This is a genomic window from Ignavibacteriales bacterium, assembly GCA_026390595.1.
Taxonomy (GTDB): domain Bacteria; phylum Bacteroidota; class Ignavibacteria; order UBA10030; family UBA10030; genus UBA9647.
Map to the genome: position 1 here is coordinate 29,836 of JAPLFQ010000023.1, position 23,750 is coordinate 53,585.

General features: G+C 54.0%; 19 protein-coding genes. 17 read left to right on the forward strand and 2 right to left on the reverse strand.

Annotated features, from left to right (window positions below; all coding sequences use genetic code 11):
- The first annotated feature begins 26 nt into the window (after nt 1-26).
- From iolM to NTU47_12440, 16 genes are all read left to right on the forward strand, one after another.
- Nucleotides 27-1,214, forward strand: coding sequence for a scyllo-inosose 3-dehydrogenase (gene iolM, locus NTU47_12365; GenBank protein MCX6134599.1), 1,188 nt, complete (start codon nt 27-29; stop codon nt 1,212-1,214).
- 21 nt (nt 1,215-1,235) lie between these two features.
- Entirely contained in the window at nt 1,236-2,330 is a 1,095-nt protein-coding gene (gene iolN / locus NTU47_12370) for a 3-dehydro-scyllo-inosose hydrolase (protein MCX6134600.1), read from the forward strand.
- 4 nt (nt 2,331-2,334) lie between these two features.
- Nucleotides 2,335-3,132, forward strand: a complete 798-nt coding sequence (gene iolO / locus NTU47_12375) for a 5-keto-L-gluconate epimerase (GenBank protein MCX6134601.1) — start codon at nt 2,335-2,337, stop codon at nt 3,130-3,132.
- Between the two features lie 59 nt (nt 3,133-3,191).
- Entirely contained in the window at nt 3,192-4,739 is a 1,548-nt protein-coding gene (locus NTU47_12380; GenBank protein MCX6134602.1) for a sugar ABC transporter ATP-binding protein, read from the forward strand.
- 87 nt (nt 4,740-4,826) lie between these two features.
- Nucleotides 4,827-5,801 (forward strand): ribose ABC transporter permease, encoded by a 975-nt coding sequence (gene rbsC, locus NTU47_12385; protein MCX6134603.1) that lies wholly within the window; start codon nt 4,827-4,829, stop codon nt 5,799-5,801.
- Nucleotides 5,798-6,742: a sugar ABC transporter substrate-binding protein gene (locus NTU47_12390; GenBank protein MCX6134604.1), complete on the forward strand. Its 945-nt coding sequence runs from the start codon at nt 5,798-5,800 to the stop codon at nt 6,740-6,742. The genes rbsC and NTU47_12390 overlap by 4 nt, the downstream gene beginning before the upstream one ends.
- A gap of 372 nt (nt 6,743-7,114) precedes the next feature.
- The gene (locus tag NTU47_12395; protein MCX6134605.1) at nt 7,115-8,152 is read left to right on the forward strand and encodes a hypothetical protein; all 1,038 of its coding nucleotides are present in this window, start codon (nt 7,115-7,117) and stop codon (nt 8,150-8,152) included.
- A 221-nt stretch (nt 8,153-8,373) separates the two neighbouring features.
- Nucleotides 8,374-8,889 (forward strand): PepSY-like domain-containing protein, encoded by a 516-nt coding sequence (locus NTU47_12400; GenBank protein ID MCX6134606.1) that lies wholly within the window; start codon nt 8,374-8,376, stop codon nt 8,887-8,889.
- Nucleotides 8,890-8,998: 109 nt separating this feature from the next.
- Nucleotides 8,999-10,282, forward strand: coding sequence for a TolC family protein (locus tag NTU47_12405; protein MCX6134607.1), 1,284 nt, complete (start codon nt 8,999-9,001; stop codon nt 10,280-10,282).
- A 15-nt stretch (nt 10,283-10,297) separates the two neighbouring features.
- Complete coding sequence (locus tag NTU47_12410) at nt 10,298-11,296, forward strand: efflux RND transporter periplasmic adaptor subunit (protein ID MCX6134608.1); 999 nt, start codon at nt 10,298-10,300, stop codon at nt 11,294-11,296.
- An 8-nt stretch (nt 11,297-11,304) separates the two neighbouring features.
- Nucleotides 11,305-14,355 carry an efflux RND transporter permease subunit gene (locus NTU47_12415; protein ID MCX6134609.1) on the forward strand — a complete coding sequence of 1,017 codons (3,051 nt, stop codon included), beginning with the start codon at nt 11,305-11,307 and terminating at the stop codon, nt 14,353-14,355.
- A gap of 145 nt (nt 14,356-14,500) precedes the next feature.
- Entirely contained in the window at nt 14,501-17,263 is a 2,763-nt protein-coding gene (locus tag NTU47_12420; protein ID MCX6134610.1) for an anaerobic glycerol-3-phosphate dehydrogenase subunit C, read from the forward strand.
- Nucleotides 17,264-17,443: 180 nt separating this feature from the next.
- A complete protein-coding gene (locus NTU47_12425; protein ID MCX6134611.1) occupies nt 17,444-18,223 on the forward strand; it encodes a polysaccharide deacetylase family protein in 780 nt (259 codons plus the stop codon).
- A gap of 9 nt (nt 18,224-18,232) precedes the next feature.
- Nucleotides 18,233-19,246, forward strand: coding sequence for a Gfo/Idh/MocA family oxidoreductase (locus NTU47_12430; GenBank protein ID MCX6134612.1), 1,014 nt, complete (start codon nt 18,233-18,235; stop codon nt 19,244-19,246).
- Nucleotides 19,247-19,318: 72 nt separating this feature from the next.
- Nucleotides 19,319-19,753 (forward strand): PspC domain-containing protein, encoded by a 435-nt coding sequence (locus NTU47_12435; GenBank protein ID MCX6134613.1) that lies wholly within the window; start codon nt 19,319-19,321, stop codon nt 19,751-19,753.
- A gap of 12 nt (nt 19,754-19,765) precedes the next feature.
- Nucleotides 19,766-20,665, forward strand: coding sequence for a DUF5668 domain-containing protein (locus tag NTU47_12440; GenBank protein MCX6134614.1), 900 nt, complete (start codon nt 19,766-19,768; stop codon nt 20,663-20,665).
- 25 nt (nt 20,666-20,690) lie between these two features.
- Here NTU47_12440 and NTU47_12445 read toward each other — a convergent pair whose 3' ends face one another.
- Both NTU47_12445 and waaF read right to left on the reverse strand, forming a co-directional pair.
- Complete coding sequence (locus NTU47_12445; GenBank protein MCX6134615.1) at nt 20,691-20,915, reverse strand: hypothetical protein; 225 nt, start codon at nt 20,913-20,915, stop codon at nt 20,691-20,693.
- 143 nt (nt 20,916-21,058) lie between these two features.
- Nucleotides 21,059-22,105 carry a lipopolysaccharide heptosyltransferase II gene (gene waaF / locus NTU47_12450; protein MCX6134616.1) on the reverse strand — a complete coding sequence of 349 codons (1,047 nt, stop codon included), beginning with the start codon at nt 22,103-22,105 and terminating at the stop codon, nt 21,059-21,061.
- Between the two features lie 66 nt (nt 22,106-22,171).
- On the opposite strand from waaF, the gene NTU47_12455 reads away from it, so the two are divergent.
- Entirely contained in the window at nt 22,172-23,677 is a 1,506-nt protein-coding gene (locus tag NTU47_12455) for a magnesium chelatase (GenBank protein MCX6134617.1), read from the forward strand.
- Nucleotides 23,678-23,750: the final 73 nt, after the last annotated feature.

A 23,750-nucleotide genomic window follows, 5' to 3' on the forward strand; every position in this document is an offset into this window, starting at 1 on the left:
GACATCACATTTCGACAGGAGCTGTCATGAGAACTGTATCACTGTTTGCAGATTGGGACCCAAGGCCGGGCTTCGCTCTTGGGAAGAAAGACATCGACAAGAAACTCACGTACCTCGGAAGCCGCGTATGGCGGAACCCGACGGTCAAAATCGTGAACAAGGAAGTCCGCGAACCGGGACCGACGGAAGTCCTCATCGAGGTCAAAGCGTGCGGCATCTGCGGCAGCGATGTGCACATGTACCAGAAGGACAAAGACGGCTATATCTTCTATCCCGGCCTGACAGCGTTCCCGTGTACACTCGGGCATGAGTTCTGCGGGTCCGTCGTCATGGCAGGCGACAAGGCGATCAACAAGCGAACCGGCCGCAAACTCGAAGTCGGCGAAGGGGTTTGTTCGGAAGAGATGATGTGGTGCAGCTACTGCCGGCCGTGTGCCGATGGCTTCCCGAACCATTGTGAAAGCCTGCAGGAAATCGGCTTCTCGATCGACGGCGCATATGCGAAACACATCGTGGTTGACGCCCGGTACCTGTGGAGCATCGAGGATTTCAGAAAGCTGTACGGCGAAGAAAAAATGTGGCAGCTCGGAAGCCTCGTCGAGCCGACGTCTGTGGCCTACACGGCAGTCATTACGCGTGGCGGCGGAATTCAACCCGGCGAGAATGTTGTCATCCTCGGCGCCGGACCGGTTGGAGCAGCAGCGTGCGCCATCCTGCGCAGAGCTGGCGCCAATGCGGTCATCCTTTCAGAACCTTCGGCAGCACGAAGGAAGATGGCCCTGTCAATCGGCGCCACACACGTCATCGATCCGAAAACGGATAATGTCGCGGACGCGGTCCTCGATATCACGAACGGACATGGAGCGAACCTAATTCTCGAAGCAACCGGGCTTCCCAGCGTCGTATGGCCCGATGTCGAGCGTATCATCTGGGAAGGACGGGCGATCAATGCAACCGTCGTCGTCGTGGCTCGTGCTGATGACAGAATTCCGCTCAACGGCGAGGTCCTCCAGGTCCGGCGCGCAAACGTCGTCGGCTCCCAGGGGCATTCCGGCCAGGGTGTGTTCCCGAACGTGATCAGCTGCATCTCATCCGGGATGGATGTCTCTCCAATGATCACCAAGAAAATCACGCTGGATGAAGTGGAACCGAGTCTGGTGAAGCTGCAAACCGACCGGGACGATGTGAAGATCACTGTCACGAAATTCGACTAAACAAAATCTGAGGAATGAATCATGGCAAACTGGATCAAAGCAAACCGGGGAGATATCTCCTTTGAAGACACCAGCGTCGGCAGACTGAAGAAGAGAATCTGGGACGCGAGCGACAAGGAAATCGATCAGATCCTCGCCGACTATGGTATCCCTACGCCGTCAGAACTGGCGAAACCGGGAACGTACATTCAGACGACGATCCGCAAACACGTCGTGGAGAACCGTAAGAAGAATGACATTCTGTTTATTCCTATCGGCTGCACCGAACTCCACGGCATTCACACCGTCACCGCACTCGATACGTTTATGGTCACACAGCTTCTCGAAGGCGTCCGGCGGTACACAGCCAAGAAAGGCGCACCGGTCAACCTCACCTGGACACCCTTGAATTTCGGCGGGCACCCGCATCACCACGTCGGCATGCCGGGCACGATTCACCTTGAAGACGAAGTGCTCAAGAAGATGCTGATCGATGTCATGGTCGGTTTCTGGAACGACGGATTCAGAAAGATCGTCCTGATCAATAATCATGGGCATTCCTGGCTGCTGGAAGCTGCCATCCAGGAGCTCCAGAAGACGTGGAATTTGCCCGGCATTTTCAGGACCATTGATTGGCACCGGGCTGTCAGAGAGTTCTTCCGCACGAAGGCGCGCGGCGGAGACTGGGATGACGATTTCGTACACGCTGATGAAGCTGAGACTTCGGTTCTGCTCCTGCTCGCGAAGGAATACGTCGAGATGTCGTACGCGGAAGAAACAACCGTCACACCATATCTCCCCGACGGGCACTTCGATAAGGCAGTCGATCCGTTCGGACGTCCCTCCCGCTGGTCAGAAGGTCAGGGTCACTTCCCCACGGAAATGGGTTCGATTCCGGAAGGCGTAGTTGGCCGTCCAACGATCGGAAAGGCAGAAAAAGCGAAACGCACAGTCGCAGCAGTTCTTACGTATCTGACGCTCGTTCACGACGAGTTGTTCGAAGCCTTCCCGTCTGGCAAACTGCCCCCGATCGAAAAAACAACCATGCGCACTGAAGAGGAAATGGTACCATACCTCAAGGAACCGTTTACTCCGGGGTGGCGACCGATCTATGCAATTAGAAAAATGGGACTGTAATACGATGAAATTTAGTATCGTTCTCTCAACGCAGCCGTCCACGTTCTCGGCACTTGCCTATAAAGGTAATCTTTCCGAGAACATCGCCAAAATCAAAGCGTTTGGCTTTGACGGCGTTGAGCTCGCTGTCAGGGATCCGGGTCAGCTCGATGTTGGTTTCCTGACCTCCCTTCTGAAGGAACACAACCTGCCCGTTCCCGCTCTTGGGACCGGGCAGGCATATGGAGAAGAAAAGCTTTCGTTCACCGATCCGAGGAAAGAAATCCGAGAGCAGGCCATCGCCAGAATCAAGTCGCAGGCAATGCTCGCATCCAAGCTCGACGCGATGGTGATTATTGGATTGGTGCGCGGGAAGAAAGACCGCGAGATTGCTGCCGAAGTGGCGGAGCAATGGCTCGTCGACGCGCTCCATGAATGTGCTTCTGTCAACAAGAACGTGCAGTTTGCCATTGAACCGATCAACCGATACGAGACAGACCTGGTCAACACGGTTCAATCAGGTCTTGCCCTGCTGGAGAAAGTTGGCAGAAAGAATGTCGGTCTCCTCCTCGATACGTTTCATATGAACATCGAAGAAGCCTCGATCACAGAAAGTATCCGCGCGGCCAAGGATTGTCTCTTTCACGTTCACGTTGCGGATTCGAACAGATGGTATCCCGGCGCCGGGCACGTCGATTTCAGGTCGGTCCTCGATACGCTGAAAGATATCGGGTATTCCGGTTTCGTCTCTGCCGAGATCCTCCCCTTGCCCGACTCTGATCTGGCCGCAAAGCACGCAATCGAGTATCTGCGGACGCTATAGCCGGGCTTGCCATCGGTATCCACTGCACCGTTTCACACAATCACATTGCATAACAATCTGTGTCATCGTCGATCGACAGAATCGGGCACGGCACCCCCTCGATGCAGCGCAAACTTATGGCTGATGACGTTATCCTGAAAATGCAGAGGATCAGGAAAGCCTATCCCGGCGTTCTCGCGCTGGACGATGTCGATTTTGAACTGCGGAAAGGTGAGGTTCACGTCCTCCTCGGAGAAAACGGGGCCGGGAAATCTACTCTCGTCAAGATTCTCAGCGGTGCTCATCCTCTCACAGGGGGCGAGATCTCACTCTTCGGGGCGAAGGTCTCAATAGAATCTCCCAGGCATGCGCAAGAGCTCGGCATTGGGATCATCTATCAGGAACTGAACCTCGTCCCCTCCCTCACTGCTGCGGAGAATATCTACCTCGGACGGGAAAAAACAAATTCGCTCGGACTTATCGACACTGCATCGCTTCATGAGAACGCCAGGCTGATCCTGAAAGAACTCGGCCTGCACATCAACTGCGCCGAACCGATCAAGAACTTCGGAATCGCCCAGCAACAAATGATTGAAGTGGCAAAAGCTCTTTCACTGAATGCCCGGATCCTGATCATGGATGAACCGACTTCGGCTCTTTCCGAAACCGAGATAGGCCAGTTGTTTGAGACAATCCGCAGGTTGAAAGCGACAGGAGTGTCGGTCATATATATTTCACACCGGATGGAAGAGATTTTCGAAATTGGTGACCGGGTGACGGTTCTTCGTGATGGAAAGTCCATTGGGACGAAGAGCATTGCTGAGACTTCAAGGGCGGAACTCGTGAGAATGATGGTCGATCGTGAATTGAAGGAACAGTACCCGCGGCAACGATCGCAGATCGGCGAAGAGGTTCTGCGGGTGGACAACATCAGTACGAAACTCGGATTGAACAACATCAGCTTCTGCCTGCACCGGGGCGAAATACTGGGAATTTCAGGCCTGCTGGGATCCGGCAGAACGGAGCTCGCACGCGCCATTTTCGGAGTGGACAGGACGATCTCCGGCCGGATTTTCGTCAGGGGAAAGCTGCAGAAGATCGGCTCTCCCCGCGCGGCGATACGTCAGAGGATGGGATTTCTCACCGAGGACCGGAAGTCACAGGGACTCGTGCTGAATCTGTCTGTAAAAGAAAATATCACCCTTGCAAGTCTCGATTCGTGTACAAGACTCGGGGTGATCAGTTTCAAACAGGAGGAAGACGTGGCCGGCTCGTATGCACAGAGCCTGCGCATCAGAACACCGGATATGCAGCAGAAAGTCGTTCACCTCAGCGGCGGAAATCAGCAAAAAGTAGTGCTGGCAAAGTGGCTTTGCAGCAAGGCCGAGATTTTCATCTTCGACGAGCCGACGCGAGGTATCGACGTCGGAAGCAAAGTGGAAATCTATCAACTCATGAATGCACTCACCGCCTCCGGCGTTGCAATCATCATGATCTCATCCGATCTTCCGGAAATCCTGGGGATGAGCGACAGAATACTCATCATGCATCAGCACACCGTGGCCGCGGAAATGGCGGCCGATGAGGCAAACCCGGAAGCGATCATGCGGTATGCTCTCGGCGCATGACAGGATCTTCATCAGTGCAGATCTCGTACCATCCGTGTTATCAGCGTTCTATTCCTGGCTATATCGGGTCTGCTTGAAAGGACTATTGTGACAACGAGAGAACTGATCGTACAGAACAGCAGGCAGTTTGGTACCTTGATCGGGCTGTTCGTTGTCACGCTGGTATTCGCGATACTGAGCCCCTACTTTCTCACTGTCTCTAACCTGTTGAATATCGCCGAGCAGACGTCCATCAATGCAATCATCGCCGTTGGAATGACGTTTGTCATCATCGCTGCAGGCATCGACCTTTCGGTGGGATCCATCGTGGCTCTTTCGGGCGTGGTACTTGCCGGAATGTTGCATGGCGGACAACCGGCGCCCGTCGCTCTTCTCATTGGACTCTGCGTGGGAGCGGTGTGCGGCTTGACGAATGGACTTTTTATCAGCTACGGCCGTCTCCCCGCGTTCATAGCAACCCTGGGTATGATGAGCGTGGCACGCGGCACTGCACTATTCTACACCGATGGCAGGCCGATTTCGGGATTCTCCGCAGAGTTCAGGTTTCTGGCGACTGGCGAGATTGCCTCAATCCCCGCACCGGTGGTCATCATGGGCATTATCTACGTGATCGCTCATTTCGTTCTCCACCGGACAAAACTTGGCCGATATGCCTACGCCATCGGAGGAAACGAAGAGGCCGCAACTCTCTCGGGCATCAACACGAAACTCGTCAAAACAGCGATCTATGCCTTGTGCGGCTTCCTGAGCGCACTTGCAGCGGTGATCCTGACGGCACGGCTGAATTCCGCTCAGCCGATCGCCGGGATGATGTACGAACTTGACGCAATCGCCGCAGTCGTCATCGGCGGGACGAGTCTGATGGGGGGCGAAGGAAAAATGTCCGGCACGCTGATCGGCGCCTTCATTATGGGCATTCTGAGAAACGGTCTCAACCTCCTCGGGCTTTCATCATTCACACAACAGATCGTAATCGGTTCCGTGATCATTCTCGCCGTACTCATCGACATGACGCTGCGCAAAGACCGGAAGCTTACACTCGGGAAAGGCATCTTCTCATGAAACAACGCGCGCTCTTGATTCTTCTTCTTGCATCGGCACTCTGCATGCAGCAGTGCAAACGTACTGAGGAAGGTGGCAGACCCACCATCGCATTTGTAATGAAGACTCTGAACAATCCCTTCTTCATCGATATGCAGGAAGGCGCGCAAGCGGCGGCGAAAAGACTGGGCGTGGAGCTGGTTGTTCAGGCCGCGGAGCGCGAAGTAGATGTCGAGAAACAGATGCAGATTATTGAGAATCTCATTCAGAGGAAGGTCTCGGCGATATGCATCACGCCGAGCGGTTCAAAGGAGATCGTCCCTGCGATCCTGAAAGCGAATCAGGCAAAGATCCCTGTGCTGATCATCGATACACGGGTTGATCAGAAGACTTTGGCCGAGGCGGGTGCCGCCACGATGGCGTTCATTGGTTCAGACAACAAAGACGGCGGGAAGATCGCAGGCGAATTCATAGCAGCCCAGCTCGGGGGCAAGGGGAACGTGGCAATACTGGAGGGGATCCCCGGCCACGAAACGGGGGACGCGCGTCTGGGTGGCTTTCATGAGGCCATTCAGAAATTCAAGGGAATCAAGATCGTCGCATCCCAAACCGCGAACTGGGAACGGGATCAGGGCTACAATGTCTTTCAGAACATTCTCCAGGCACACCCTGAGATCCAGGCCGTGTTCGCGTGCAACGATATGATGGCCCTCGGAGCCGTCGAGGCAATCTCTTCGGCCCAGAAGCGAGGCAAGATCATTGTGGTCGGTTTCGATGCTATCAAGGACAGCCGTTCAGCGATGCTCAATGGAGCAATGCACGCATCAATCGCCCAACATCCTGAAGAGATGGGAAGATTGGCCGTCGAGTACGCATATCAGGCAATGAAGGGACAGAGCATTCCAACTGATATCCCTGTCAAGATTGAATTGATAACGAGAGATCAATCGTTCAAGAAGTAGATGCGACGTGTGAACGTGTAGATGCGTCAGGAACTGATCGCCGACGGGCTCAGTATGACCGCGGCAGCGGCAGATGTGTTGAAGCAGTTGAGACGGGAGAGTAGACTTGATACCACTTCCTTCCATTCATTGTCTTCAACAAGCGGGATTCAAGCATGAGCTATTTCGGCATCGCGGACAACGGGAGTGCGCCGCCGGAGGAATCGGACAAAGATCCTCTCTGATGCGGGCGCGTCGACGAGCAGAACAAAGCTGATGTCGATACGTTAGTACTCTATTGCTTCGCGGGCACAGGTGAAGCACTCCCTGCGATTCCCTGAACGCAAACCGGATTTGTCAAATTCACTCCATCTACTCACTCAAGGAGATTCCATGAAAACACTTCAGCATGTTCTGGTTGTGTGCCTGGCCATCAGCGTGATGAGCGTGTCCGGCTTGGCGCAGACAACGAAAGGATATAGGGTTGTTGACAAAGTGAAAATTGGAGGAGAAGGGGGATGGGACTATCTCATCGCTGATGCCGCAGCGAATAGACTATACATGTCGCACACCACTCAAGTTGTTGTGTTCGACACAAAAACCAATACCGCCGTTGGCACGATTCAAAACACGATCGGCGTCCACGGTATCGCTCTTGCCCCGAAGCTTGGCCGCGGTTATACAAGCAATGGACGCACATCGTCCGTGACAGTCTTTGATCTTGCGACATTGAAAGTCCTCGATTCTATCAAATTGGCCGAGAAGAATCCCGATGCGATACTCTATGAGCCGTTTTCCAACCGTGTCTTCACATTCAACGGCGGCAGTTCCAACGCGACAGCCATAGACGCTGCGACAAACAAGGTCGTGGGCACGATTGCGTTCAAGGGGAAGCCCGAATTCGCCGTAACCGATCTCAAAGGTAAGGTATATGTGAACATCGAGGACAAGAGCCTGGTCACGGTATTCGATCCGAGAACTCTGAAAGTTCTCGCTGAGTGGTCTCTTGCTCCCGGCGAAGAACCCAGCGGCCTGGCAATCGATCGCGAGAATAACCGACTCTTCTCCGTGTGCGGGAACAAGATGATGATCGTTCTCGACGCCGTAACGGGCAAAGTGGTGACTTCGCTGCCCACGGGCTCTGGAACAGACGCGGCAGCATTCGATCCACAGACCCATCTGGCGTTTGCTTCAAACGGAGAAGGCACACTCACAGTGATTCGCGAGGAATCGCCGGATACGTTTTCAGTACTCGAAAATGTGCCAACTCAACCGCGCTCTCGAACAATGGCACTCGATGAAATAACGCACAAGATCTATCTCTCCGGCGCTCTGTTCAAACCTGCCCCCGCACCAACCGCAGATCAGCCAAGGCCAAGGCCGGCGATGGAACCCGGGAGTTTCATGGTTGTTATTCTCGATCGCCAATAGGGCAATCGTTGAACAGCACCCGGGCATGGGAGCACTTTGAAGGCAGAAATACCGCTGGGAGGGCACGTGCCTGACATCAGCCTGCTGCATTCTGGGATCAATGATCGATGATGCGCGAGGAAAGCCTTTTCATCTTGATTTCATTTATTTCTCCTATCTTGATAAGAGGTGCAAGAGCACCAATTGTCCGATGTCCAACGATCAGTTACCGGGAGGCGTGAATGAACAAAACAAGTCGATTGCACTTCGCCATTGTTGCTCTGATGGCCTTCGTCTTCGTCGCAGGAATGACGTGCGTCAGTGCCCAGGAGAAGAAGCTCAAGCCGAAACAACTGCCGGCAGCGGTGCAGGCTGCATTTCAGAAGGCCTATCCGGCAGCCAAGATCAAAGGAGCGAGCTCTGAAGTCGAAAACGGGAAGACCATCTACGAAGTTGAGAGTGTTGATGGTACGATCAACAGAGACCTTCTGTATTCAGAGGATGGATCGGTCCTAGAGATTGAAGAGACGATCGCGTTGAAAGCCCTCCCGGACGAAGTTTCAAAAGCACTCAAGGCGGAAACCGGCAAGGGCAAAGTCCAGAAAGCAGAGAAATTGACGAAGGGCGGGACGATTCAGTACGAATTCGTAATTTCATCTGGAAAGAACACGCGGGAAGTCGTCATCGATCCTTCCGGCAAGATCGTCAAAACAACGAAGATGAAGTCGAAAAACAAGGAAGAAGAAGAAAAGGATTAAGTGAGTCATCATAAGGACTGAGGACCATGCAAACAAGAATCCGGGGAATCGACGATTCTGATTCCCCGCTTTTTCTTCCTGAAGCCCAGTGATTAAAGGAATCAAAGAGATGAAACGCATCCGGTTCGGGATAGTCCTGCTGGTGTTTGCCTGGGGAGCTTCTCCGGCGCAGGAACAGCTGACGCTTCAACGGTGTGTGGAATTGTCGAAAGCCTTTAGCCTCAAGTCCCGCTCGTCAGAGATGGCGATGAGGGCTTCAGGCCTCGCCCACGATGAACTCATGAAGTCGCGGCTACCGCAGCTGAAGGTGCGTTCGGAGATCAGCTATGCTCCCTCATCAGGCACGTTTGGATACGACCCGGCGATCACTGATGGCGGACAAGTGGGAGGCAGAATCTCGCTTGAGCAATCACTCTACGACGGAGGTGTCCGAAACCTGAAGTCAGGACAGCTGACGGCGGAGCAGAGTGCATTGACCTGGGAGAAAGATCTTGGAGAGCGAGATCTCAGGCTCACGGTGGAACAGTACTTCATCGAAGGGCTCCAGTCTCAACGAGCAATTGAACTCCAGCAGGAAAGTGCGCGTCAGCTGAAGGAATACCTCGAATTGGTCGAGCGGCTTTCAAAAGGGGGCGCAGCCAGTTACACTGATGTGCTGAAGACTCAGATGCAGCTTCAATCCACTGAGAGATCGATCCAGAAAGCACGCGCAACGCTGGCTTCGACAAAATATGCTCTCGCGGAGTTGATGGGCGGCTCTATTGATACGAGCTTCGCTCTGGTCGGGTCCTTGGGAGCATTGTTCCCGGATAGACAGGCTGATGGCACTCCCCTGGATATCTCGAAAAACATGGACATCGCACTTGCCGAACTTAACGTCAATAAAAGCACGTTTGAGACGGAATTGGCGAGGAGCGAGCGCTTGCCGGTTATTTCCGCAGTTGCCGACGCGGGAGTGCTGACGTCGTTCGATAACCTTCGCCTTTCAGCGCCCGAACGCGCCGGTGTGTACGGGTACATGGTCGGCATCACGCTTGAGGTTCCCCTGTTCACCTGGGGAGCGACTGATTTGCGCGTTCAACAGCGTGAACTCGCAACACAGGCTCTCACGCTGCAGCTGGAGGGAGTCAAGAGATTTGTTGCGACGGAATACCAGAAGACGCAGCTTCAGCTGTCAAAATCGGCCGAGCGCCTGCGGTCTATTCGTATGAGCCTGAAGGCGGCAGATGAGAACTTCGTTTTGACGAAAGCCAAGTACGCAGCGGGCGGCGTCTTGTCGCTGGAGGTTTTGTCAGCACAGCAATTGCTGACCGATCTCAAACTTGAAGAACTTGAAACGATCGCTGAGGCAGAATTGTTGTCGGCGAAACTTGAACAGATACTATCACGGTAATCCGAGAGAGCACACATGAAAACACTTCTTCTCAGCCTTCTGTTCGCACTTTCACTGACTGCAATCGGCTGTGCCAGGAAAACGGCCTCTGAAGATGAGGAAGGAGGAAACGTCAAAGCGACCGTCGCGGTGAAGACAACCTCTCTGTATCGGGGAGATATGGCGACCATCGTCGAATCGGTTGGAAAGATTGACGCCCTCAGGAAACAGAAACTATTTTCCCCGGTTGCCGGCAGGGTGATTTCGCTGACGGCGCTTGAAGGGGCGGCTGTTGCAGCTGGAGAGGTTTTGGCTGTCATTCAAACAAAGGAATCACAGGCCGCAATCACGGGTGCAGAAGTGCTCGTGCGCTCGGCGAAATCGCCCGAACAGAAGGCAGAGGCTCAGAAAACCCTCGATCTGGCAAAGTCCACTGAGAATAGCGTGGCGATTCGCGCGTCGTCCAGCGGCACGGTCTCCACGCGCTCCATCAGCGAAGGCGAGTTTGTGTCAGAAAACGCTGAACTGTTCACGGTGATCGATTTTTCAACCCTGGTATTCATCGCAGATGTGCCCACCAGGGACCTCTCGTCACTCTCGGTCGGACAACGTGCCACAATCAGCCTGCAAACACTTGCTGGCAAGGATCTTCAGGCCGCCGTGGAAGCCATCAATCCGCAAACCGATTTCACGAGCCAGACGTTGAAGGTGCGATTGAGATTCACGGGGCCGGCATCCAGCCTGGCGAAACTTGTGAAGACAGACATGACCGGGATCGCGAGGATCGTGACCGGCCTCCATAGACGCGTGTTCATCGTTCCGAAATCTGCCGTCCTGCGAAACGACGAAACGAATGCATACTCCATTGTTACCTTCAACGCGGATTCGCTTGCGTTAAGCCTTCCTGTTGAAATTGTCGGTATGACCGACTCGACAGCCGCGATCACCAATCACGGCTTGAAAGAAGGAATGAACATTATCACCGAAGGAAATTATGCTCTCGCCGATTCTACACGTATCACCGTCGTGAGATAGGATCTCCCATGCACTTATTTGATTACGTCCGTCGCCACGCGAAGGCTATTCTCTTCACTATCGTCATGTTCACCCTCTCCGGTGTCGCGCTGACCTGGGTGATGCCCGTTTCGCTTTTTCCCGATGTCACGTTCCCCAGAATCGTCGTACTGGCAGACAATGGCGAGCAGCCGGTTGAGCGAATGATGATTGAAGTGACCAAGCCATTGGAAGAGGTTGCGAGCTCTATCCCCGGAGTGCGGACCGTTCGCTCAATTACAGGGCGCGGGTCAACGGAGATTTCCATCGGGCTCGACTGGGGGAGCAACGTTCAGCAGACGCTTCAGATGCTGCAAGGGCGGATTTCCAACGTTCGCAACGAGCTCCCTCCGACCGCCTCAGTTCAAGCAGAACAGATGTTTGTCGCTGTCTTCCCGATTCATGCCTACAGCCTTACGTCTGACAAGCTGAGCCTCGTCGAGTTGCGTGATATCGCGCTGTATCAGATCCGGCCTGCCCTGCTCCGCGTGAAAGGCGTCGCCAAAGTGGAAATCACCGGCGGCGACACTCGGGAGTTCCTCGTAACGCTTTCCGAAGCCAGACTCGCGGCCTACCGCCTGAATCCAAATCAGGTCAGTGAAGCGATCAACAAGACCAACGTAATCTCATCGTCGGGCCTGGTTGAGAACAACTACCAGCTCTATCTCTCGCTTGCATCCGGCCTTGTCAAGTCGATCAGCGATCTTGAATCCATCGTGGTGTCAATCCAGAATGGCGTGCCAATACGGGTCTCTGATGTCGCCACCGTCAAACCTTCTGTCGCTGATCGCTACATACGTACAACGGCTCGTGGACGTGACGCGGTCTTGATAAGCATCATCAAGCAACCAACGGGAAGCACTGTTCAGATCGGCCAGGATGTCGACAACGAGGTAGCAAAACTTACACTCCCATCTGAAGTGGTTTTTGAGAATTGCTATGACCAGGGAGACTTCATCATGAGGTCAATTGCCGGGACGCGGGACAGCATCATCATCGGAGTGCTTCTCGCGATGACGGTCCTGGTGGTGTTCCTGAGAAGTTGGCGGGTAACGCTCGTGATCGCTCTCATTGTGCCTGCCACGATCGCAACGACGATCGTGTGTATCTACGCGGTTGGATTGACTCTCAACATCATGACGCTCGGCGGGATAGCGGCCGCAGTGGGCCTGATCATCGATGACTCCATTGTTGTCATAGAGAACATTTTCAAGCAGTACGCCAAACGAAAGCGGAGGGATGCCTCTCAGGGCCAAACGATGGCGGACGCGAGCACCCATTCGCTTCGGTTCATGATGCCGGCGATCATCGGCTCGACTGCGAGCACGATCGTGATTCACATTCCACTGGCGTTCCTGGGAGGTGTGACAGGGGCATTCTTCGCATCGCTCTCGATCACGATGGTGTGTGCGATGCTTATCTCGTTCCTCTTCTCCATTACGCTCGCCCCGCTGCTCGGATCGCTGATTCTCCGGGAGAGCGATTTCGTCAAGGAAATGGAAAAGGAACATCGGCCGTCGCGTGCTGCCGAGTGGTATGGGAGAGTTTGCGAGAAGCTTGTTCATTACCGATTGTTGTTTATTCCTGCGGCGATGGTTCTTATCCTCATTACATACGTACTCTTTGAGAGAATCGGCAGTGGGTTTATGCCCGAGATGGATGAGGGGACTTTTGTTCTCGATTATAAGACGCCAGCCGGGACATCGCTTACAGAGACGAACAGGATGTTGATGAAAGTTGAGGATATTCTCATGTCGGTCCCGGAAGTCGATACGTATGCACGGAGAACCGGAACCGAGCTCGGATTCTTTATGACCGAACCCAACAGCGGCGATTTTCTTATCAAACTGAGGAAAGAAAGGAAACGGGGGGTTGAAGATGTCATTTCCGAAGTGCGGTCGAGAGTGTCATCGTCCGAGCCGGCTATGGAAATTGAATTCGTACAGATCATGATGGATGTTATCGGCGATCTCTCGAACAACCCTTCACCAGTGGAAATCAAATTGTTCGGCGAAGATCAGCAACTCCTGCAGTCAAAAGCACAGGAGGTAAAGTCTTTGATCGAGACCGTGCCTGGTGTCGTCGACGTGTTTGACGGAATAGTGATATCCGGTCCCTCCTTCGTCGTGGATATCGACCCTGCGAAAACGTGGCGGGCAGGTCTCAATCCGAGCGACGTACACGAGCAACTGGAAACAATCATTCGGGGTCGTACTCAGAGCAACATACAGAAGGGGGAGAAGCTTATCGGTATCCGTGTTCGGTATCCGGATATCTACCGGACCGATGTGGACAAAATCGAGGGGCTTCAGTTGATAAACGCGAATAACGTCCCTATCCCCCTCCGCAACATTGCCACGTTTCGAAAAACAGTTGGCCAGTCAGAGATCCGCCGCGAGGGACTGCGCCAGTTCATCGCAGTCACGGCTCGCACGTCAGGCCGTGACCTGGGAAGCACAATGGAGGAAATCAAGAAGAAGCTGGCTGCCCGACTTGTCTTGCCGCGAGGTGTTACATACGACTTCGGAGGCGTGTATCAAACGCAACAAGAATCATTCATCGGCCTCTTTCTTGTCGCACTTGCGGCATTCATGCTGGTGTTTGTCGTCTTGTTGTTCGAATTCGGAGAGTTCGCCGTTCCGTTCTCGATTTTTGTTATCAATGTGCTATCGCTGTTTGGCGTTTTCTCCGCTCTCTGGCTGTCGGGAGTGACCTTCAACATATCGAGTTTCGTCGGTGTCATCATGATCATTGGTATTGTCGCGGAAAACGCAATTTTCGTGCTCCATGCAGTCAAGGCCTTCCAGGCAGAAGGAATGGTTCTTGACGAGGCCATCGTGAAGGCAGGGCAAGTCCGAGCTCGGCCAATTCTGATGACAACGCTCGCTGCGGTGTTCGCTCTCTTGCCTCTTGCATTGGGAATCGGCACCGGAGCTCAAATGCAGCAGTCGCTTGCAGTCGCTGTGATCGGCGGATTCTCCGTTTCAAGCCTTCTGCTCTTCTTTGGTTTGCCAATGATCTACAGGCTGATGAAGCGCTAACATGTTGGTACACACATACTAGGACAATACCAGAACTACGCTACGTATGGTTTCTTCGACAATAGAAGGCCTAAACAACAGTTCATGTCCCCTCTGGCTCACCGAGCTACAATCTGAGCTGCGCGGGCTTGTTCGGTGGGACGATGTGACCCTCCACCTCTATAGCACCGCCGCCTGCTTCTACGAGGTCACACCGCTCGCTGTTGTCATCCCCGAAACCATCGACGACATCCGGACGGCGGCCAGGATCTGTTGGAAGCATGAAATCCCGATACTCCCCCGCGGCGCTGGTTCCAGCCTCTCGGGTAATGCGGTTGGCAAAGCGGTGGTCCTGGATCTCTCTCATCATTTCAAAGACATCGAACTCCTTAGCGGCGGCCGTGTTCGTTGCGGCGTCAGCGTTGTGCTGAACCAGCTGCAGGACCGGTTGAAGGATCAACAGCGGAAATTGGGACCCGATCCGAGCAGCGGGAATGTATGCGTCATCGGCGGCATGCTCGGCAACAACAGCGGCGGTCCTCATACGATCAAGCATGGCAACATGGTCCACCACGTCGACGAGATAAGCGTCGTTCTGGCAAACGGGCAGTTGTTCAAAGCAAAAAACATCCTCCTCGCAGACATTCTCAACCTCGTTGACTCGGACCGGCACTACTACGAACAAGTCAGAAGTTTGATGGAGAAGCACGCTGCCGACATCAGCGCAAGCAAGCCTCTGTCCACGAAGAATGCCTCGGGATATCAGGTCTGGGGGGCTCTCACAGAAACGCATTTGAACATGGCTTCCCTGCTGGTCGGCAGCGAAGGCACACTCGGCATCTTCACCGACGCCGTCGTCAGGACGCTGCCCCTCGTTAAACACAGGGGCATTATCTCCTTCTACTTCGCAGATCTCGCGAGCATGGGAACCGCTGTGCGGCATCTGAGAGCTCTCGGTGCATCAGCCATTGAATTTGTGGATCAATCGTTCATCAAACTGGCTTTGACCTTCAGGCCGGAACTGAAGGAGTTCCTTCCGGCGGACGTACAGTATCTGCTGTACGTGGAGTTCGAAGACGACAACATCGATCGGGTGAATGATGTGCTGCTGGAATCGAAGGCGATGGTGTGTGACCGGCAGAAGCTTGCCGAAGTCGGTTCCTTCTCCACGAACGAAGAAGAAATCGAGAAGGTGATCCGCGTCAGGAAGGCAGCAACTGTTATTCTCAACAAGATTCAGGGGAAAGAAAAACCGGTCCCGTTTGTCGAGGACGCAGCGATCCATCCCGACGTGTTCACGGAGTTTCTCATCGACCTTTCCGCTCTCCTGCGGCAATACCCGTTCAAGTACGCGATCTTCGGACATGCCGGGGACGGCAACCTTCACCTTCGCCCAATCCTGAATTTCAAGGACCCTCAATCGTTCCGGCACGCCGAGGACCTGATGGAGAAATTCGTCGGGCTCGTCGTGAAACACAAAGGCACACTCTCCGGTGAACATGGCGACGGGCGATTGAGGACACCGTTCGTTGATCGGACGTTTCCAAGACTCATCCCGCTCTTCAAAGAGCTTAAGGCGCTCTTCGATCCAGCAGGCATCCTTAACCCGGGCATCAAAGTAGCGAACCTGAGAACACGATGGGTCGAGAATCTCCGATATTCGCCAGCCTATCAGTATGTGCGGACGTCCTCGGGGCTTGACTCGGATTTGTGGAGAACAGAAATCGAGAAGTGCCACGGATGCGGAACCTGCCGGGAGTACTGCCCGGTCTTCATTGCAACCGGCGATGAGGAAGCAACCGGAAGGGCGAAGGCAAATATCCTGCGTAAGCTGATCTCCGGTCAATCAGAAATGGCGGTTTTTGACACCGGGCAATTCTACAGCATCATGGACTATTGCGTGAATTGCGGGCAGTGTCTCACCGATTGTCCGACCGGTGTCAACATTCCCGGGATGGCGATGCTTGCGAAAGAGAAATTGCACGAGAAGCGCCCCTACAAGATCAACGAGTTTATCCTGCAGAGGGGAATGCAGGTCAGCTCTTTGGCCGCATTGATGCCTGCGCTCAGCAACACAGCCCTTTCGATTCCGCTCGTCCGCACACTCATGGAGGCCACGGCCGGCATTGACAGCAGAAGAAACCTCCCCCCGTTCGCTGCCCGCAAAGAGGATCCTCGTTCCGCGGGTGTCGCGACCGACAAAAAGGTAGTCCTCTGGTCTGGCTGTGCTGCGCAGTTCAACGATCCGGATGGGGAGCTTTCCAGCTGCATTAAGATGCTCAACAAGTTGGGGTACGAGGTTATCCTCCCTGACTGGAAGTGCTGCAACGTCGCCAAACTCTCATACGGCAACTTCCGGGACTCCAAGTCCGACATAGAGTACAACGTGAAAACCCTTCTTCCATGCGCGCAACGTGGCATTCCAATCGTGTTTACGAGCGCGTCGTGTGGTTATGCTTTCATGCACGAATACCGGGCCTTGTTTCCTGACAACGAGTCCATCAGGAAAATCGTCGAATCGAGCTTCGACGTCCACGATTTTCTCGCTCAAATCATCATTGAAGGCGGTCACAAGAAGTCCTTCATTCCACTCAGGCAGAGCGTCGCGTATCATGCCCCCTGTCATCTCAAGACACAGAAGAACAAATACGGCCCAACGGATCTCCTGAAACTCATACCGGAACTGACTCTGGTGAAGATCAAGGATAGCTGCTGCGGCATCGCGGGCACATTCGGAATGAAGAAGGAGAACTTCGACCTGTCGATGGAGATCGGGTCGAGGCTGTTCGCTGAAATCGAGCGGGCGCACCCTGAAGTCGTCCTCTCCGGCTGCGGGACCTGCCAGATTCAAATCAATCAAGGTACTGGAATTGAAGTGGTTCACCCCATGACACTCATCAATGAGGCATTTCAACCTGCGAGTTCCTGACTGACGGCCTCTCTTCATCATCGCCGTTGCAGCGGACTCAATTTGTCGGCTTTCTGTGAAGACTTCTCAAGATCCTCCGTCACGGACACGGAGAGAAGATCCTCCCGGGTTTTTTGAAATTCGCATCCCATTCCGCTATATTGATCAAAGCCTTTGTACTTCACTTACCCGGACATCATCGTGAAACTTGTCGCTCTCGTTTTTGGCTCCCTGACACTGTGCGTTTCAGCGTCCTCTCAGCAGGACCCAGGTAAGCCACTGGACACTCAAGCCGGCGGCATCATCCGGACTGATCGCTCACAAAAGGAAATCCATCTTGTTTTCACGGGACACGAATTCGCCGATGGGGGTGAACATGTCCGCGGCGTCCTCGCGAAACACCGTATCAAGGCCTCCTTCTTCTTCACAGGGGATTTCTACCGCAACAATCAGTTTGCCGGTCTCATTGCCGCCTTGAGAAGAGACGGCCACTATCTCGGAGCACACTCCGACAAGCATCTTTTGTACTGCTCGTGGGAGAATCGTGATTCACTGCTCGTCTCCAGGGATTCTTTCCAACTCGACCTGAAGGCCAACTACGCGGAAATGAAGCGATTCGGCATCAGTCAATCGGATGCCCGCTTCTTCCTTCCGCCGTATGAATGGTACAACGATTCCATCAGCACCTGGACGAAAGAGCTTGGCCTGGTTCTTGTGAATTTTACCCCCGGCACATATTCGAACGCCGACTGGACACATCCCGAGCTCGGCAAACAATACCTTGGATCGGATTCCATCTACGCACGGATCCTTCGTTACGAATCAGCGAAACCCGACGGCTTGAATGGATTCCTTTTCCTGACTCATATCGGGACCGACCCTCGGCGAAAAGACAAGTTCTATCTTCGCCTCGACAGCCTCATCACAGCGCTGGGGATCAAAGGATATCGTTTTACGCTTCTGGACAAGTCAATCCGATAGGACTCGCACATGACGGACACACGAATCAGAAAAATTCGATACGGGATCATCGGTTTCGGGCTGTTCGCTGAGCGGGCTATTGCCGGCGCCATCAAAGGCTCACCGAATTCCGAACTCGTCGCAATCCAGAAGCGATCACTCGTTCTGGCCCGCGAAAAGGCCGACTCCCTCTCCATACCGCATGCATTCTCCTCTCCTGCCGAACTTGTCGCCTGCCCAGACGTTGATGCCGTCTTCATCGTGTCCGCGAACTCTGCGCACCACGATGAGACTATTACGGCGGCGAAGGTAGGGAAACACGTCCTGGTTGAAAAACCAATAGCGATAAATGCGATCGAAGCGCAGCAGATGGTCGAGGAATGTGCACGGAATCATGTGAAGTTGATGGTCGGTCAGGTGGTCCGATTCTCTCCCGTCGTACGCCATCTCCGCGAGCTCGTCCGGTCAGGCAGCCTGGGACGGATCATCTCAGCAAGGGCAGACTATCTCTTCAATGCTCGTCTTTCCAAACGGACATGGATGTGCGATCGTGCTCTCGCCGGCGGAGGGCCCGTGTTCGACATCGGCGTTCACTGTCTCGATACGCTCTCGTTTGTTCTTGATGATCAGGTCCGGGCAATCCAATCTCAGCTCTCTCCGTTGCCGACTGTCACAGCGACTGAACGGACAGCGGTGCTCGCGCTCCAGTACGCCAAAGGAACTCTCGCCTCCATCACCTGTTCGTTTGAAGCACCAGCGCGCCACATCCACATCGAGATCGTCGGAACGGACGGGCTCGCATCTGCGGTTGATTTCACGCTCAGCGCCACGCGACTCAAACTGAACATTACCCATAGAACCGACACGACCGAAACAAGAGAGCAAGCAATCGATTTCGAAGTGCCAAACCTCTATGTCGATGAAGTCACAGCGTTTTCAGAATGCATTCTCAACGACACGGAATCACCTGTTCCCGGAATTGAAGCATTGCACCATCAGAAAGTGCTTGATCTGGCACTGAGTGGAGGAGGAAGCGTTTCCTAATCCCGACAATAATGCGCACACTGTAACATTCCAGCCAAATTTCCCGTAATGCTTCAAGAAGGGAGATCGGCCATGAAACGTCTCTATCGTTCCAGAAATCACAAAGTGATCGGCGGTGTGGCGGGAGGAATCGGGGAATACCTTGACATCGACCCTGTTCTCGCGAGAATCTTGTTCATTCTTACCTTTTTCGCGGGAGGAGCAGGATTCATCGCGTACATCATTGACTGGATTATCATACCTGAACAACCCAGGGAAAACACTATGACCATGCCACCCGATCCTCAGCAAACGAACGTGCCTCCACAACCACCGCAGGCTCCGAAACCCGAAGAATCACAACGGCGCGGGAGCATCGTCGGAGGCCTCGTACTTCTTGTCCTGGGTCTTCTCTTCCTCGGACAGAACTTCCTTCCCGATTTCAATTTCGGTGACTGGTGGCCGTTGATTCTGGTTGCCATCGGCGCAGGATTGCTTTATAAAGCTGTCCGACCAAGCCATTCCTAAGCGGAGGTAGTCATGAAATTGAGCACCCTGTTCTGGGGAATTCTCCTTATTGCCATCGGGGGACTGTTCCTTCTCAATAACCTTGGCGTGCTGAACGTCAACTGGGAAACGATCTGGAGACTGTGGCCGATGGTACTGGTATTCTGGGGCCTCTCCATCCTGGTCGGAAGACAACGCCCACCGTGGTATGTTGTGGTTCTGATGATTTTCTTGCTGCTGTTCATGATCGCCGCGGCTGCGACATCGACGTGGTTCCACAGCGATTTTGACATTGTCTCGGGGGATGGGTTACAGCAGAAACTCGAGGAACCGTTTGCGCCAAAAACTGAGAAGGCCACATTCCGTCTGCAGTCAGGCGCGGGACGCTTCTACATCCGCGACACTACAAGCCAATTGATCAAGGCAGAGACGGAAACAAGCTTCGGGAAGTATGCCCTCACGCGTGAGCAGTCGGATAACTCTGCCTATGTCACGCTCGATTTCCGCGGCCGGAATAGAGGATGGAATTTTGGCAACGGCAGGAACAGGGTCGATGTTCGACTCAACCCGGAACCCATTTGGACAATCAATCTTCATGTGGGCGCGGCGTCGGGAAGTTTTGATCTGAGCCCATTCAAGGTTGAAGAGCTCACGCTCGATGCAGGTGCGTCGTCGATGAAGGTTCGCTTCGGGGACCGCGCGGAGGAGACCAGAGTGAAGGTCAAAACGGGAGCTGCTTCGACTTCCATTGAAGTACCTGCATCCGTAGGCTGCGAGGTACGCCTTCAGACTGCCTTGTCGGGGAAGAGGATACGAGGGTTCGAGAAGATAAGCGGAAACCGATATCAGACTTCCGACTTCGAATCCGCGGCAAAGAAAATCTACATTGATGTCTCAGCGGGAGTGTCCCAGATTCGAGTGGATCGATACTGAGGCTCTCACAGGTCGTACCGGGCATCTATTTACCGCAACAGCTGCTCGGTACGATCTTGTTATTCACCTGATCCCGGCACACCTGCCCCTTGTCATCCCATGCCACGTTACCGCTCCCGCACGCGGGGTCCGAAGCGGGGTTGCTGTCATCGCTGCTGCAATTGAGGTTAAGGGCAGCGGTCAACGCAAAAAAAAGCAGAAATGCGGTCAGCTGCAGGATCTCTTTCCATCTCATTGAGCTGTTCTTCATTCATCTCTCCGTTTCGTTGTTCTCCATCGCTTTGGATTGTCGGAACACCCTCCGCCGCAACACCCGACGGTTCATAGATACCACTAAATCCCGGAAATCTCAATGTGCCGTCAGCACCGTTCGAGCCTCCGCCGCGTTACAGACTATTGACTGAGAAGGTCGCGCGCACGTGCATAGACGTTATCCGGATCGATCTCTGTCATACACCGGAAGTGCTTCTCGGGACACTCGCTTCGCCCGATGTGTGAGCAGGGACGGCACGCAAGCCCCGATGTATCGAGCACTACTGCGCGCGGGTCACTCGGGAAGAACCCGAACTCCTTGACTGTTGATCCGAACACCGCGACGATTTTCTTGTGCATCGCCGCAGCGATGTGCATCAACCCGGTGTCATTCGTGACTATGACGTCGCAGAATTCCATCGCGGCCGCTGTTTCAAGCAGCCCCAGCTGACCGCAGAGGCTTGTCGCCCGCTCCGCCCCCGCCTGATTATTGATATCCCAGACTATCTGATTGCACACGGCCGTGTCGGCAGCTCCGCCAAAAAGGAGTATTTTCGCGTCCAGTTTCTGGGCACACGCCGCTCCGACGCGTGCGAATCGATCAGCGGGCCAGCGTTTCGTGAAGTGGCGCGCACCAGGACAAAGTCCGACGACTTTTTCGAATCGGTTGAGCTTCAACGTCGCTATCTTCCCCGAAACGCCGAAAAGAATCTCGTCGGGGATATGCAGTTCCAGCCCCTTGCCGTCATTCGTCACACCCAGATCGTTCAATGGCTCGATGTAGCGATCGACAACGGAGACGATTTCCTTATACAGGTTCTTCTTCAGGTTCACAAGCATCGAGCGCTCGAATACCCTTTTGTTGACCACCAGGCGCCGCGGACCCCGCAGACTTCTGAGGTACTTGCTGCGGAGGCTGTCGTGGATATCGACGATGAGGTCGTATTGTTCATCCCTGATTTTCTTCTTGAGCGCCCGCAGTCCATCGAATCGCTCACGGGCGTCAAATTCATACGTATGATTCAGGTTCTGATTCGATCTCACGAGCTCCGCATACTCCGTCCGGGTCACGTAGTCGATCTGCCCCTGCGGAAACCGTGCGCGTAAAACCCTCAGGAGGGGTGTCGAAAGGACGATGTCTCCGATGGAACTAAATCGGATGACCAGTGTTTTACTAGATGTATCCATCACATAGAAAGTAGCACATAATTGGTGGAGATACAACGCACTCTGAACGAAGGAGTAGAGCCACATATGAGATTTCCTGGAACCATCGGCGACTTGCGCCGCAGCGGCTATACCGTGCAACCGGTCAAGGATGAAATCCGTAACAACCTTATTCGAAAACTCGAGAACCACGAACCTCTTTTCCCCGGCATCATCGGCTACGATCAGACGGTCATACCTTCGCTCGTGAATTCCATCCTCGCGAGGCACGATATTCTCCTTCTCGGATTGCGGGGCCAGGCGAAGTCCCGCATTGTCCGCCAGCTTCCCTCCCTTCTCGATGAATACATACCGTTCATCAAAGGGTGCGAGATCAACGACAATCCGTACAAGCCTGTGTGCAAACGCTGCTCTGAGCTTGTGAAAGAGCGGGGCGAAGAAGTCGAGATCGACTGGCTTCACCGGGAGCAGCGCTTCGGTGAGAAGCTGGCAACGCCCGATGTCACCATCGCGGATCTGATCGGCGATATCGACCCGATCAAGGCCGCGGCACAACGTCTCCACTACTCCCACGAAGGTGCGATCCACTGGGGCATTATTCCGCGAACGAACCGGGGGATTTTCGCCATCAACGAGCTGCCCGACCTGCAGCCCCGCATTCAGGTGGGCCTCTTCAATATCATGGAAGAGAAGGACATCCAGATACGCGGCTTCAACGTCCGCATACCGCTTGATTTGATGATCGTGTTCACCGCGAACCCCGAGGATTATACGAATCGCGGAAATCTTATCACGCCATTGAAAGACCGGATCGATTCCCAGATTCTCACGCACTATCCGCACTCGATCGAGGACGCGATCAGGATCACCGAGCAGGAAGCCTGGATTCATCGCGACGGACGGGACGTGAAGATCCCCCACTACTTCAAGGAAATCATCGAACAAGCAGCATTCGAAGCCAGGAAGAGTGAATTTGTCGATCAGAAATCCGGCATCAGCGCCCGTTTCACCATCTCTGCGATGGAAAACCTCATCAGCAACGCCGAACGGCGGGCTATCCTCGTCGGGGATCGATGCATTGTGCCGCGTATCTGCGACCTCGCGCATGCGCTGCCGGGAATGACGGGCAAAGTGGAGCTCGTATTCGAAGGCGAACAGGAAGGACCTGTCAAAGTGAGCCGGGCCCTCATCGGAAAAGCGGTGCGCGAAGTCTTCAAACAGTACTTCCCCGACCCCCTGCAGAAACGTGTAAAGCATCAGGGGGAATCCCGCCAGCACGAGGACTCGGAGTATGCGAAGATCATCAGCTGGTTCGAGTCCGGGAACAAGATCGAAATCGCCGATGAGATGCCGCTGGATCGGTACTATGACGAGCTGGACAAAGTGAAAGGCCTGCGCGATCTTACAAAAAAGCACATGAAGCTTTCCGAATCTGACAAATATGAACTTTCATCGGCCATGGAGTTTGTGCTCGACGGCTTGCACCAATCGTCCCGCATTGCCAAGGAAGAGGTCGACCGGCTGACGGCCTACAAAGATCTCCTCGGAAGCATCTTTGCCGGCAAGGGCAAGAATATTGAGGAAGAGTTTTGAGTTTCGACCTTCAGGTTCCAAATTAGCCGACGTTCGGTTCGCTCTTCGCTCCCGGCGTACGAACTCAATACTG

Bases quoted from the DNA above. Each gene is read 5' to 3' on its own strand.
- iolM (MCX6134599.1), top strand. From the start codon at position 27: ATGAGAACTGTATCACTGTTTGCAGATTGGGACCCAAGGCCGGGCTTC.
- iolN (MCX6134600.1), top strand. From the start codon at position 1,236: ATGGCAAACTGGATCAAAGCAAACCGGGGAGATATCTCCTTTGAAGAC.
- iolO (MCX6134601.1), top strand. From the start codon at position 2,335: ATGAAATTTAGTATCGTTCTCTCAACGCAGCCGTCCACGTTCTCGGCA.
- NTU47_12390 (MCX6134604.1), top strand. From the start codon at position 5,798: ATGAAACAACGCGCGCTCTTGATTCTTCTTCTTGCATCGGCACTCTGC.
- NTU47_12395 (MCX6134605.1), top strand. From the start codon at position 7,115: ATGAAAACACTTCAGCATGTTCTGGTTGTGTGCCTGGCCATCAGCGTG.
- NTU47_12400 (MCX6134606.1), top strand. From the start codon at position 8,374: ATGAACAAAACAAGTCGATTGCACTTCGCCATTGTTGCTCTGATGGCC.
- NTU47_12405 (MCX6134607.1), top strand. From the start codon at position 8,999: ATGAAACGCATCCGGTTCGGGATAGTCCTGCTGGTGTTTGCCTGGGGA.
- NTU47_12410 (MCX6134608.1), top strand. From the start codon at position 10,298: ATGAAAACACTTCTTCTCAGCCTTCTGTTCGCACTTTCACTGACTGCA.
- NTU47_12415 (MCX6134609.1), top strand. From the start codon at position 11,305: ATGCACTTATTTGATTACGTCCGTCGCCACGCGAAGGCTATTCTCTTC.
- NTU47_12430 (MCX6134612.1), top strand. From the start codon at position 18,233: ATGACGGACACACGAATCAGAAAAATTCGATACGGGATCATCGGTTTC.
- NTU47_12435 (MCX6134613.1), top strand. From the start codon at position 19,319: ATGAAACGTCTCTATCGTTCCAGAAATCACAAAGTGATCGGCGGTGTG.
- NTU47_12440 (MCX6134614.1), top strand. From the start codon at position 19,766: ATGAAATTGAGCACCCTGTTCTGGGGAATTCTCCTTATTGCCATCGGG.
- NTU47_12445 (MCX6134615.1), bottom strand. From the start codon at position 20,915: ATGAAGAACAGCTCAATGAGATGGAAAGAGATCCTGCAGCTGACCGCA.
- waaF (MCX6134616.1), bottom strand. From the start codon at position 22,105: ATGGATACATCTAGTAAAACACTGGTCATCCGATTTAGTTCCATCGGA.
- NTU47_12455 (MCX6134617.1), top strand. From the start codon at position 22,172: ATGAGATTTCCTGGAACCATCGGCGACTTGCGCCGCAGCGGCTATACC.